The organism is Parasphingomonas caseinilytica (assembly GCF_036663755.1).
In the GTDB taxonomy this organism is placed as follows: Bacteria; Pseudomonadota; Alphaproteobacteria; order Sphingomonadales; family Sphingomonadaceae; genus Sphingomonas.
Window position 1 is genome coordinate 111,672 of the sequence record NZ_JAXOJL010000010.1, and the last position, 11,639, is coordinate 123,310.

An 11,639-nucleotide genomic window follows, 5' to 3' on the forward strand; every position below is an offset into this window, starting at 1 on the left:
CTCGGCCATAGCTAGGGTTGTCCTGCACCCGAGATGAACGGAGACCCCGATGCCGCGCCTGAGATCGCTTTTGTTCGTTCCCGGCGATCGGCCCGACCGGATGGAGAAGGGGCTGGCGCTCGGTGCCGATGCGCTGATCCTCGATCTTGAAGATGCCGTTGCGCCGTCCGCGAAACCGGCGGCGCGCGAGATGATTGCGGCATTCCTGCGTACCGAGCGGCGGGCGACATTGTTCGTGCGGATCAACCCGCTCGATTCGGGGCTGAGCGACGACGATCTCGCGGCGGTGCTGCCCGCCCGGCCCGACGGCATCATGCTGCCCAAGGCCGAAGGCGGCGCCTCGCTCGCCACGCTGGATGCGAAGCTTAGTGGTGACACGATGATCCTGCCGATCGCCAGCGAGACGGCGGCGGCGATCTTCGCGATGGGCAGCTATGGCGGCGTCACCCCGCGCCTCGCCGGTCTTACCTGGGGGGCGGAGGATCTGCCCGCCGCGATCGGCGCGACCACCTCGCGCGAGCCCGACGGCAGCTACACCGCGCCGTATCAGCTCGCCCGCTCGCTCACTTTGTTCGGCGCGCATGCCGCCGGCGTGCCGGCGATCGAGACCGTCTATCCCGATTTCCGCGATCTCGACGGTCTCGCCGCTTATGCCGCGCGTGGACGGCGCGACGGCTTCACCGGCATGATGGCGATCCACCCCAGTCAGGTCGCGGTGATCAACGCCGCCTTCAGTCCGTCCGAATCGGAGATCGCGCATGCCCGCGCGGTGGTCGCTTTGTTCGCCGCGAATCCCAAAGCGGGCGCACTCGCGCTCGACGGCAAGATGGTCGACGCGCCGCACCTGAAATCGGCGCGCGCCTTACTCGCCGGCGTCGCGGACTGATCGCCCGGCACGCCGCAACCGGATCGATGCGCCGATCCCCCACCACATCAGCGCCCAGAGCGACCCGAAGCCCCAGCCGGTCAGCACGTCGCTCGGCCAGTGCACGCCGAGATAGACTCGGCTGCAGCCGATCAGCGTCACCAGCACGATCGCCGTGCCCAGGATGTAGATCCGCAACGGTCGCCCGCGCACGATCTGCATCACGAGCGCCGCGATCGTGAGATAGACGATCGCGCTGCTCGTCGCATGGCCGCTCGGGAAGCTGGCGGACGACACCTGCACCAGATGATCGACCAGAGCGGGCCGTGGCCGCGCGACGATCGCCTTGGCCACCGCCACCGCGATCGCCCCGCTGATCGTCCCCGCCAGCACCAGCATCAGCGTGAGCCACAAGCGCTTCAGACCGAGGAATCCGGCCACGATGATCGTCACTAGGGTCAGCACCGTCACGCCGCCCAGCGCGGTGATATCGACCATCGCCGCCCGCACCCAGGGGGGACCGATCGGCACACCGTGCATCGTGCCGTGCCGCGTCCACAACATGATCGCGGCATCGAAGCGGAACTGCGCGCCGCGATCGATCAGCGTTCCGATCCCCGCCACCAGCAACACGGCAAGCCCGAGCGCGCCGATCGAGATCAGCAACCACGGCGGATGCCGCACATTCCCCGGCACCGCGCCCGCCGCATCGGTACCCTCTGCGTGAAGCGGATCGGTCATCGGCGTGCGGTGCTCATCGAATAAGGCCGGTCGGCCGGTTGCGTCGCCCAATCCTTGTTCGGCGCGGCCTGCATCGTGAAGTGCAATTCGCCACCGGCCATGATCTCAGCATGCCGAATATAGCCGCGCGTAAGCGGCTTTCCGTTCAGCGCAACCTTGCCGACATAGGGGCGCGCATCGTCCAGCCCGTCCGCCACGATCGTGAAGCGCTTGCCGCCCGCCAGTGCCAGCGTCGCGCGCGATACGAATGGCCGACCGATGACATATTCCAGGCTGCCCGGCGTGACCGGATAGAAACCGAGCGACGTGAACACCAGCCAGGCCGACATCTGCCCGAGATCGTCATTGCCCGAGAGGCCATCCGGCGTCGGCTTGTATTGGCTGCCCACGATCTGCGTCAGCCGCGCCTGCGTGCGCCACGGCGCGCCGGCATAGTTATACAGATACGCGACGTGATGGCTGGGCTCGTTCCCATGGATGTATTGCCCGATCAGCCCGGCGATATCCTCGGCATGGGAATAATCGAGCTTGGAATTGTCGTAATCGAACATCGCGTCCAGCTTGGCGACGGTCGCCGCATCGCCGCCCATCGCGGCGATCAGCGCGGCCTGATCCTGCGGCACGAACCAGCTATATTGCCAGGCGTTCCCTTCCGTATAATCCGATCCGTAATTGATCGCGGTCGGATCGAACGGCACGCGGAACGACCCGTCGCTCTTGCGCGCGCGGACGAAGCCGGTCTTCGCATCCAACGTGTTGCGCCAATTGCCCGCGCGCTTGTCGAATGTCGCGGCGACATCCAGCCGCCCCATCGCGCGCGCCATGCGGGCGATGGTCCAGTCGTCATAGGCATATTCGACCGTCTTTGAGGCGGCTTCCGGCTCCTTGTCGATCGGGGCGTAGCCGAGCTTCATATACTCGCCCAACCCGCCATAGGGCGCATAGGTCGCGCTCGCGACCATCGCCTCCAGAGCGGCATTGGCGTCGAAGCCGCGAACGCCCTTCAGATAGGCGTCCGCGATCACCGGCACGGCATGGTAGCCGATCATCGTCCAGGTTTCGCGCCCCTGAAACTGCCACACCGGCAGGATACCGAACGGACTGTCGCGCTGGCTGTCGATCAACGACCGGACTATGTCACTGGTCGTCTTCGCCGGCTGCACGAGGGTCAGCAGCGGATGCTCGGCGCGGAACGTATCCCAGAGCGAGAAGGTCGAGCGGAAGGTGTAATCCTTCGCCACATGCACCTGATTGTCCGGCCCGCGATAGCGCCCGTCGGCATCGCCAGCGACCGACGGCGCGAGCAGGCTGTGATACAGCGCGGTCATCACATTGGTCTTCATGGCCGCAGACGCTTCGATCGTCAGCGCGCCGAGCGCCTTGTCCCAAGCGGCCCTGGTCTTCGCGCGGACCGCAGCGAAATCGCCCGGCGCGCTCGCCAGATTGTTGAGCGCGCCAGCCTCGTCGACCGACGAGATCGCGACCTTCACCTCCAGCGGCTTGGCCAGCACCCCGAAATCCAGCCGCGCGACCAGCGCTCGCCCGGCGCGCTCGGCGACATCATCGGTGCCGCGCCCCGGCCCCTGAAAGCCCTTGTACGGCACGTCTTTCTCGGTGCTGAGAAAGGCATGCGTCCTGAGCGGTGCCGAAAAGCGCATCGCGAAATACAGCTTGCGATCGGGTGCCCAGCCCCGCGTTTCGCGCGCGCCGATGATCGTCCCGTCCGGCAGCAGGCGCAGCGACGACCACAGGATCTTGCCGGGATAGTTATACAACGACGATCGCAGGTCGATCACGAGATGCGCCGCCTTGCCGGGCGCAAACGCATAGCGATGAACACCCACGCGCGTGCCGGCGGTCATCTCCGCCCGCACGCCGGCATCGGTCAGCGTGACGGCGTAATAACCCGGCCGCGCAACCTCGCCATCATGCGAGAAGCGCGAGCGATAACCCGATCCCGGCTTTGCGGGATCGCCCGGTTCGATCGGCACCGCATCGCCCGACACCGGCATGACGAGGAAATCGCCGAGATCGGAATGCCCCGCGCCCGAGAAATGCGTGTGGCTGAACCCCTGGATCGTCGGATCGGTATAACGATAGCCCGCGGCATGGGCATAACAGTCGCGGATCGTGCAGGTCGTGTCGGTATCCGGGCTCAACTGCACCATCCCGAACGGCGCGACGGCTCCTGGAAACGTGTGGCCTTCGCCGCCGGTGCCGATGAAGGGATCGACCTGATCGGATTGCGCCTGTGCGGGGCCGGCCAGCGCGAGGGCGGCGGCGAGTGCGACGCGCAGGGGCATTTTGCTGAACATCAGTGCGTTAGAGCAAATGCGGGGGCTTTGGGGAAGCTTGTGCCTCGAACTTCGTGCCCGTCGGTCGCGGCAAAGCCGCGCCCTATGGGCACTGCCTTTTCGCGCCGGCCGTGCTTGCGGAAGTGCGCTGCAACTTCGTTGCTGCGTCTCTTCCGCTGCGCATTGGTGGGCCCGTCGGGATTCGAACCCGAGACCTACAGATTAAAAGTCCGTTGCTCTACCAACTGAGCTACGGGCCCGACCAAGGATGGCGCGTTACGGGCGGCGGGGGCGGCGGTCAACCGCTTGTGCCAGCCAGGCGAGTTGTCGCACGGTGGAATTCGTCAACGGATCGCGCCAGTCCGCCGCGATTTCCAGCAAGGGGTCCAGCACGAAGCGCCGCGCGCGGAACGCCGGGTGAGGCACGATCAGGTCGTCCTCGGCCCATGAGCCCGCCGACCACAGGACGATATCCAGATCGATCACCCGCGCGCCCCAGCGCTGCCCGCGCCGCCGCCCGAAATCGCGCTCGATCCGCTTCAGTCGCGCGAGCAGTTCCGCCGGCGTCTCGCGCGTTTCGATCAGCGCTGCGGCGTTGGCGAAGCGACGAATCGAGGGGCCGAGCGGCGCACTCGCCACGATGCCCGACACGGCAACCACCGCTCCCAGCGCCCGAATCGCCGCCGCCACTTCGCGTTCCGGCGCGCCGTGACGGCCGCGACGGTTCGATCCGATGGCGATGGCATAGCTTGTCGTCGGCATGGACACGCGCCTAACGCATCGCGATGACCTTCGCACCAAGCTTGCCCGCCCCGCCGTCCGATTGCCCGCTCTGCCCGCGCCTCGCCGGATATCGCGCGGAGTTGCGCACCGAACAGCCCGATTGGTGGAATTCCCCGGTCGGGGCGTTCGGCGATCCCGATGCCTGGCTCGGCATCGTCGGCCTGGCTCCCGGCAAACATGGCGCGAATCGCACCGGGCGGCCGTTCACCGGCGACGGATCGGGCGCCTTGTTGTTCGCCGCGATGCGCGACCACGGACTGGCGAGCGGCGATTTTCTCGGCACGCCGGACGACGGCCTGACTCTTCACGGTGCGATGATCCTCAACGCGGTGAAATGCGTGCCGCCGCTCAACAAGCCGACGCCGGAGGAAATCCGCACCTGCCGCCCGTTTCTCGAAGGCGAGGCGGCGGCGCTGCCAAACGCGCGAATCTATATCGCGCTCGGCCAGATCGCCCACCAATCGGCGGTCAAGATGCTCGGCGGGCGACTGCCCAAATGCCGCTTCGCGCACCTTGCCGAACATCGGATGCCCGACGGGCGCATCCTTATCGATAGCTACCATTGCTCGCGCTACAACCAGAATACCGGGCGGCTCACCCGCGAGATGCTCGACGCCGTCTTCGTCCGCGCGCTGGAATTGCGCGGTCAGGACGCCGCTTAAGCGTCGATCAGATCGCGCAGGCTGTCCTCGGCCGCCGGCGTCAGGCGCACGGGGGCGGACAGGCCGAAGGTCGCATCGTCATAATCGATCATCCCGCTTCCCCGAAGCGCCCGCAGCCAGCGCACCGATACGCTCTTGGGCACCGGTACGTCCTCGCACAGCCGATAGATGGTGACGCGCAGCCCGCGCTCCTGCGCGATGAACAACGCAAGCAGCAATTGCCAGGCGATGTCGTTGACCGCCAGGCCATACGGCTCGAACACCCTCGACCGGATATGGCTGAACGCGAGAAGGCGCGACGCATTGTCGTGCGCAGTCGGTGGTCCGCTGCCCGACGCGCCGATCTTCGGCCCGTCGCCGCTCGTGATCCGATCAGGCACGGTCGCCTCCTAAAGCCCGCGGGAACTCCAGTCGGGATCCGCGCCGTACAACCGCACGCGCTGGAAGTGGCGCGCGGTGCCGATCACCAGCAACGCCAGCATCGGATAGGCGATGCGGGAAATCACGCCGAAATAGATGATCGGCAGAACATCCTGCTGATACGCTTTCGCGATGTGCACGAGCAGTGCGAACAATTGAAACGAGGCGATCCATATTGGCCAAAACCTGTTCGCCCACAGCGCAACGGCCACCAGCACGAAGAGCAGGCCTGCATCGATCAGCAGCAGGCCCCATTCCAGTCCGTGAAAGCGTCCATGCACCGGTATGGCGGCATAACTGGCCGCGGCGGAGGCGATAAACGCCACCGCCACGACCTTTTCCGGCGCGCCGCCCCGCACGAAGGCGTAGACGGCGCACGATGCGAGAAGAGCATTGAAGAGATAGACGATCAGCATACCGCTCGTTCCGACCTGGATCTGTGTCGAATCAACCGGACCTGCCAGGCGTCAGGCGGCGATGCGCAGATGATCGGTGCGGGCCACGCCGGTGGTGAACACCTTGTCGTCCGGCTTGGGGCTTTCCTCGCCGAAGCTGATCACGGGCAGGCCCATCAGTTCGCGCACCTTGTCCAGATGCTTGTGCGTGGCGACCGTCTGGCGGCGCGCGGCGACGAGCGACTGCACCGCCTCGCTCAGCGTATCGAGCGAATGCTGGCCGACCACGGCCGGCAATTTCGCCTCGACCCGGGCGCGCGGCAAGGCTGCGGTCAGTTCCGCGCCGCAGCTCACGGCTTCGTCGATCAGCATTTCCAGTTTGTGAAGCAACGTGCCGACCTGGCCGGCAATGGTTTCGTGCGTCGTGCTCATGGCTCTCATCCTAGATGGTCGGTCCATATCGGACCGATAAGCGCCTGATCAGGACATGACGGACGTGAACAGCTGAAGCAACTTCCCCGCCACGCTGAGCCCGAAACCCAGCATGCCGACCGCGACCGCGAGCGCCACCGGGATGATGCCGATCCAGGCCAGCCGCTGCCATGGCGAAAGTGTGTTGCCCCTGCCGCCCTTGGAGCGGATCGGCAGCCAGGTCGCTGTTGCGACCCGACTGCCTCCCCTTTGTGCCAACCCCTCAGACACACCAAGCATGTCGGATTGAGCGGCCGGCACAATGTCGGGCGATTGGTATACGAAAGGTTCGTATGTGGCGGAGAACGGCGCAAGCGCGGCCCCCTCATAGTCGCCGAGCAGTCTCGCGGCATCAAAGCGGCTGGTCGCGCCGATCGTGGCGATGGCGCGTTCCAGCCGTTTGTCGACGGTGTGCGAGGAGATGCCCAGCGCAAGTGCGATCTCCTTCGAATTGCGCCGCGTCAGCACCAGCCGCAGGCATTCGCGCTGCGGCTCGGTCACGCGGTCGAAGCGATCGATCACCACGGGCGCATGGCCGGTCCGGTCACGAATCCTCTACCAGCCGGTGATAGAGATCGGGGCGGCGATCGCGGAAGAAGCCGAAAGCGGCGCGGTGGCGCTTGATCCGGTCGAGATCGAGCGTCGCGACGATCACGCCTTCCTCCTCGCGGCCGAGCTCGGCCAGGATGTCGCCGCGCTCGTCGGTGATGAAGCTGGTGCCGTAGAAGGTCTGGTCATGTTCGGTGCCGATTCGATTGGCGGCGACCACCGGCACGACGTTGGATACGGCATGGCCGACCATCGCGCGTCGCCACAACCGTGCGGTATCCAGGCTGTCATCATGCGGTTCGCTGCCGATCGCGGTGGGATAGAACAAGACCTGCGCGCCCATCAGCATCATCGCGCGCGCAGTCTCGGGATACCATTGGTCCCAGCATACGCCGACGCCGAGCGTCGCGCCACCGGCCGCCGCCGGGCCGGGCCACACCTTGAAGCCGGTATTGCCGGGGCGGAAATAAAATTTCTCCTCATATCCCGGTCCGTCGGGGATATGGCTTTTGCGATACACGCCCATCACATTGCCGTCGGGGCCAATCATCGCCAGGCTGTTGTAATGATGCGGCCCGTCCGCCTCGAAGAAGCTGGTCGGGATCGTCACGCCCAGCTCCGCGGCCAGCGCGCGCATCGCCAGCACCGCCTTGTGCTCGCCGACCGGCTTGGCATTGGCGAACAGGCCTTCGTCCTCGACGCGGCAGAAATACTCGCCCTCGAACAATTCCGGCGGCAGGATCACCTGCGCACCGCGCCCCGCTGCCTCGCGCACCAGCGTCGAGACTTTGGCGATGTTGGCATCGATATCGGGCGTGAAGGCAAGCTGCAGTGCAGCAACAATGATCTCGGTCATGACCTCACCTTAACCATTCGGCATGAGCTTTGAAATGCATCGTGGCAGGAATTAACGCGACTTTAGAGTAAAGCCCATGCAATCGCCGCTATCAGCCAAGAAATGGCGCGGCGATCTCCGGACGCACGCGCAGCAATCGCCCCGTGGCGCGATCGAGCAACGCCCAGGTCGTCACCGCCTCCACCTTTACGCGGCCATCGCCGCCGGTGAAGCGCACATGCCGGTCGAACCGCGCGCCCTTCGGTCCCTCCGGCACCCACGTATCGCCCGTCACGGTCTCGCCGGCGGACACGTTGCCGCGATAATCGATCTCATGCCGCGTCACGACCCACACATAGGCCGCGACATGCTCGGCCGGCGCCACCGCCTCCCAGTGCGCGGTGGCGATGCGCTGGATCCACTGCACCCACACCGCATTGTTGACGTGGCCGAGTTCGTCGATGTCGTCGGGCGTCGCGGTGATTGCGAGGGTGAACGGCTTCAATCCGCCACACCCATTTGCCACAGCACGAACGCATGCTCCTCCGCTGCCTCGCGCAGGCTCTCGAATCGCCCGGACTTGCCGCCATGCCCGGCGCCCATATTGGTCTTGAGCAGCAGCACATTGTCGTCGGTCTTCACGCTGCGCAGCTTGGCCGCCCATTTGGCCGGCTCCCAATAGGTCACGCGCGGATCGTTCAGGCCGCCCGAAATGAACATCGGCGGATAGGCCTGCGCCGTCACCTGATCATAGGGCGAATAGCCCCGGATCAACTCGAACGCCGCCTTATCCTCGATCGGATTGCCCCATTCGGGCCATTCGCCCGGCGTCAGCGGCAGATCGCCATCGAGCATCGTGTTGAGCACATCGACGAACGGCACGTCGGCGATCACCGCGCCCCACAATTCAGGATCGGAATTGACCACCGCCCCCATCAATTCGCCCCCCGCCGATCGCCCGGCGATCGCGATCCGTCCGGCTTTGGTCCAGCCTTCCGCCACCAGCCCCTTCGCCACATCGACGAAATCGTTGAACGTGTTGGCGCGCTTTTCCAGCTTGCCGTCGAGATACCATTGCTGCCCGAGATCGTCGCCGCCCCGGATATGCGCGATGGCATAGGCGAAACCGCGATCGAGCAGGCTCAGGCGCCCGGTCGAAAAGCCCGGCGGAATGGCATATCCGTACGCGCCATAGGCATAGAGGAACAACGGCCCGCTCCCGTCGCGCGGAAAATCCTTCGGATACACGATCGACACCGGCACTTCGGTACCGTCGCGTGCGACGATCTTCAGCCGTTCGGTGCGATAGCGATCCGCATTGTAGCCCGACGGGATCTCCTGCACCTTCAACGTGGTCAGTTCACCCGTCGCCACATCGTAATCATATTCCGTCCCCGGCGTGACCATCGATTCGTAGCCGACGCGCAGCACGCTCATGTCGTATTCGGGATTGTTGCCGAGGCCCGCGTCGTAGCTCGCCTCGGGGAACGCGATGCGCTGCGCCTCGAGCGGCGTTTCGTAGCGCCGGATCTCGATCTGATCCAAGCCCTCTTCGCGCCCGTCGACGATAAAGAAGTCTTTGAAACACTCGATCCCCGTCATGTAGAAATCCCGCGACGGCGCGATCAGCTCGGCCCATTCGCCCGGCGCGGCGAGGCTCGCGGTGCAGAGCCGGAAATTCGGATCGGTATCGTTGGTGTGGATGAACAAAGTGTCGCCATGCACATCGAGATCGTATTCGCGTCCGTCATGCCGCGGCGACACCAGGATTGGATCGCCCAGCGGATCGTCGCTCGGATAGAGCCGCACCTCGCTCGTGTCGTGGCTGCTCGCGACCAAGGCGATCCAGCGACGATCGCTGGTCTGCTCGACGCCGACCGAAAAGCTGGCATCGTCCTCGTAATAGATCACCACGTCGTCGCTGGCCGGGGTGCCCAGACGATGGAACTTGATCGTGCGGGTCCGCCAATGTTCGTCGGTCAGCCCGTACAGAATGCCGCTGCCGTCCTTGACGAACACGATGTTGCCGATCGCCCCCTCGATCGAATCCTCGCCCCATTTCCCGGCTGCGCCGGCGATCTGTTCGGGTAATGTCGCCCCGTCGGACAGCGCCTTGAAGCGGATCGTGTAGCGTTCCGACCCGTCGTCATCCACGGCATAGGCCATGCGCCGCCCATCCTCGCTGATGCTGATCGCTCCGAGCCGGAAATATTCATGCCCCTCCGCCAATGCCGGTTCGTCGAGGATCAACACATCCTCGCCGCCAGCGACGGGCTTGCGCCACCATTTGCGATATTCGCCGCCGGTTTCGAACGACGTCCAGTACAGCCAGTCGCCGTCCTTCTGCGGCACCGAGGAATCGTCCTCCTTGATGCGGCCCTTCATCTCTTCGTACAGCCGGTCGGTCAGCGCCTTGTGCGGCGCCATGACGCTTTCGTAATAGTCGTTCTCGGCCGCGAGATAGGCCAGAACGTCCTTATCGGTCACATCCGGATAGCCCGGATCGCGGATCCAGGCGTACGGATCCTCGATCGTGATGCCGTGCGTGGTGAAGCTGTGCGGGCGCCGTTCGGCGACGGGAGGAATATTCATGCTCCCCACTACCGCCCCCGACGCCGCCAGCGCAAACCCCAAGTCTTACAGGCCTCAGGGAGCGAGGCGCGGTGCCTGCGCTTCGGCCAGGATCACCGCGAACAGGCCATCCGGGTCTGTCCATTCCGCGATCGGCGTCCACCCGCCGGCGCGCAGCAACAGCCTTGCGTCGCGCTGGCCGAACTTGTGGCTGTTCTCGGTGTGGATCGTCTCACCCGCCGCGATCTCGAAAGGGCGGCCCTCGATCGTGAAGGCCAGATCCTCCGTCGCTTCCAGATGCATCTCGATTCGCGCGCGATCGTCGTTCCAGATCGCGCGATGACGGAACTTCTCCACCGGGATCGTGCCGTCCAGCTCGCGGTTGATCCTTTCCAGCAGGTTCAGATTGAACGCCGCCGTCACGCCCTGCGCATCGTCATAGGCGGTGGTGAGCACGTCTTCGTCCTTCACCCGGTCCATGCCGATCAGCAGCATCGCGCCCTCGCCGAGGCTCGCCTTCATCGCGCGCAACAGGTCGACCGAGGCATGCGGAATCATGTTGCCGATGGTCGATCCGGGAAAGAAGCCCAGCTTGGGCAATGCCGCGACCTGCACCGGCAGCGGGATCGGATTCATGAAATCCGCCTCGACCGGCAGCACCGGCAGACCGGGGAAACGCGACGAAAGCTGTGCCGAGGATTCGCGCAGGAAATCGCCCGAAATATCGATCGGCACATAGGCGGCGGGCGCGACGGCGCTGAGCAGGATCGGCGTCTTCATCGACGAACCCGAACCGAATTCCACTACCGCGCGACCTTCCCCGGCGATCTCGGCCACTTCCGGGCAGACATCCCGCAGGATCGCCGTTTCGGTGCGGGTCGGATAATATTCCGGCAGATCGGTGATCGCCTCGAACAATTCCGATCCGCGCCGGTCGTAGAACCACCGCGCCGGAATCGCGCGCGGGCGCAGCGCAAATCCGCGCAATACGTCGGCGCGGAACGCCGGATCGGCCAAAGTGACGTCGCCGTCCTCGATTTCCTGCTTGAGCAT

At 65.3% G+C, this 11,639-nt stretch carries 13 protein-coding genes and 1 tRNA gene; 2 read left to right on the forward strand and 12 right to left on the reverse strand.

Features of this window, described 5'->3' with window-relative positions; all coding sequences use genetic code 11:
* The first annotated feature begins 49 nt into the window (after window positions 1-49).
* Window positions 50-886, forward strand: a complete 837-nt coding sequence (locus U1738_RS18215; RefSeq protein WP_332790453.1) for an HpcH/HpaI aldolase/citrate lyase family protein — start codon at window positions 50-52, stop codon at window positions 884-886.
* On the opposite strand, the gene U1738_RS18220 is transcribed toward U1738_RS18215, so the two are convergent.
* From U1738_RS18220 to folK, 4 genes are all read right to left on the reverse strand, one after another.
* Window positions 863-1,606 (reverse strand): phosphatase PAP2 family protein, encoded by a 744-nt coding sequence (locus tag U1738_RS18220; protein ID WP_332790454.1) that lies wholly within the window; start codon window positions 1,604-1,606, stop codon window positions 863-865. The genes U1738_RS18215 and U1738_RS18220 overlap by 24 nt on opposite strands.
* Window positions 1,603-3,924: a GH92 family glycosyl hydrolase gene (locus U1738_RS18225; RefSeq protein ID WP_332790520.1), complete on the reverse strand. Its 2,322-nt coding sequence runs from the start codon at window positions 3,922-3,924 to the stop codon at window positions 1,603-1,605. The genes U1738_RS18220 and U1738_RS18225 overlap by 4 nt, the downstream gene beginning before the upstream one ends.
* Window positions 3,925-4,084: 160 nt before the next feature.
* Window positions 4,085-4,160, reverse strand: a tRNA-Lys gene (locus U1738_RS18230).
* 16 nt (window positions 4,161-4,176) lie between these two features.
* Complete coding sequence (gene folK / locus U1738_RS18235; protein ID WP_332790455.1) at window positions 4,177-4,662, reverse strand: 2-amino-4-hydroxy-6-hydroxymethyldihydropteridine diphosphokinase; 486 nt, start codon at window positions 4,660-4,662, stop codon at window positions 4,177-4,179.
* 23 nt (window positions 4,663-4,685) lie between these two features.
* Between folK and U1738_RS18240 the strand changes: the two genes are divergently transcribed.
* On the forward strand, window positions 4,686-5,345 hold the full coding sequence (locus U1738_RS18240) for a uracil-DNA glycosylase (protein ID WP_332790456.1): 660 nt from the start codon (window positions 4,686-4,688) through the stop codon (window positions 5,343-5,345).
* On the opposite strand, the gene U1738_RS18245 is transcribed toward U1738_RS18240, so the two are convergent.
* The 8 genes from U1738_RS18245 to egtD all read right to left on the reverse strand — a co-directional run bounded on the left by U1738_RS18245 (window position 5,342) and on the right by egtD (window position 11,639).
* On the reverse strand, window positions 5,342-5,725 hold the full coding sequence (locus U1738_RS18245) for a hypothetical protein (protein ID WP_332790457.1): 384 nt from the start codon (window positions 5,723-5,725) through the stop codon (window positions 5,342-5,344). The genes U1738_RS18240 and U1738_RS18245 overlap by 4 nt on opposite strands.
* Window positions 5,726-5,734: 9 nt before the next feature.
* Window positions 5,735-6,181 (reverse strand): hypothetical protein, encoded by a 447-nt coding sequence (locus U1738_RS18250; RefSeq protein ID WP_332790458.1) that lies wholly within the window; start codon window positions 6,179-6,181, stop codon window positions 5,735-5,737.
* 51 nt (window positions 6,182-6,232) lie between these two features.
* Entirely contained in the window at window positions 6,233-6,592 is a 360-nt protein-coding gene (locus U1738_RS18255; RefSeq protein WP_332790459.1) for a hypothetical protein, read from the reverse strand.
* Window positions 6,593-6,640: 48 nt separating this feature from the next.
* Window positions 6,641-7,153 carry a helix-turn-helix domain-containing protein gene (locus U1738_RS18260; RefSeq protein WP_332790460.1) on the reverse strand — a complete coding sequence of 171 codons (513 nt, stop codon included), beginning with the start codon at window positions 7,151-7,153 and terminating at the stop codon, window positions 6,641-6,643.
* A gap of 22 nt (window positions 7,154-7,175) precedes the next feature.
* Window positions 7,176-8,036, reverse strand: a complete 861-nt coding sequence (aguB, locus tag U1738_RS18265) for an N-carbamoylputrescine amidase (protein WP_332790461.1) — start codon at window positions 8,034-8,036, stop codon at window positions 7,176-7,178.
* 91 nt (window positions 8,037-8,127) lie between these two features.
* Window positions 8,128-8,520, reverse strand: coding sequence for an acyl-CoA thioesterase (locus U1738_RS18270; RefSeq protein WP_332790462.1), 393 nt, complete (start codon window positions 8,518-8,520; stop codon window positions 8,128-8,130).
* A complete protein-coding gene (locus U1738_RS18275; protein ID WP_332790463.1) occupies window positions 8,517-10,607 on the reverse strand; it encodes a S9 family peptidase in 2,091 nt (696 codons plus the stop codon). Before U1738_RS18275 ends, U1738_RS18270 begins: the two co-directional genes overlap by 4 nt.
* Window positions 10,608-10,661: 54 nt before the next feature.
* Complete coding sequence (gene egtD, locus U1738_RS18280; RefSeq protein WP_332790464.1) at window positions 10,662-11,639, reverse strand: L-histidine N(alpha)-methyltransferase; 978 nt, start codon at window positions 11,637-11,639, stop codon at window positions 10,662-10,664.

Coding starts and splice junctions, on each gene's coding strand:
- folK (WP_332790455.1), bottom strand. CDS start 4,662: ATGCCGACGACAAGCTATGCCATCGCCATCGGATCGAACCGTCGCGGC.
- U1738_RS18220 (WP_332790454.1), bottom strand. CDS start 1,606: ATGACCGATCCGCTTCACGCAGAGGGTACCGATGCGGCGGGCGCGGTG.
- aguB (WP_332790461.1), bottom strand. CDS start 8,036: ATGACCGAGATCATTGTTGCTGCACTGCAGCTTGCCTTCACGCCCGAT.
- U1738_RS18240 (WP_332790456.1), top strand. CDS start 4,686: ATGACCTTCGCACCAAGCTTGCCCGCCCCGCCGTCCGATTGCCCGCTC.
- U1738_RS18255 (WP_332790459.1), bottom strand. CDS start 6,592: ATGAGCACGACGCACGAAACCATTGCCGGCCAGGTCGGCACGTTGCTT.
- egtD (WP_332790464.1), bottom strand. CDS start 11,639: ATGCTCAAGCAGGAAATCGAGGACGGCGACGTCACTTTGGCCGATCCG.
- U1738_RS18215 (WP_332790453.1), top strand. CDS start 50: ATGCCGCGCCTGAGATCGCTTTTGTTCGTTCCCGGCGATCGGCCCGAC.
- U1738_RS18250 (WP_332790458.1), bottom strand. CDS start 6,181: ATGCTGATCGTCTATCTCTTCAATGCTCTTCTCGCATCGTGCGCCGTC.
- U1738_RS18275 (WP_332790463.1), bottom strand. CDS start 10,607: ATGAATATTCCTCCCGTCGCCGAACGGCGCCCGCACAGCTTCACCACG.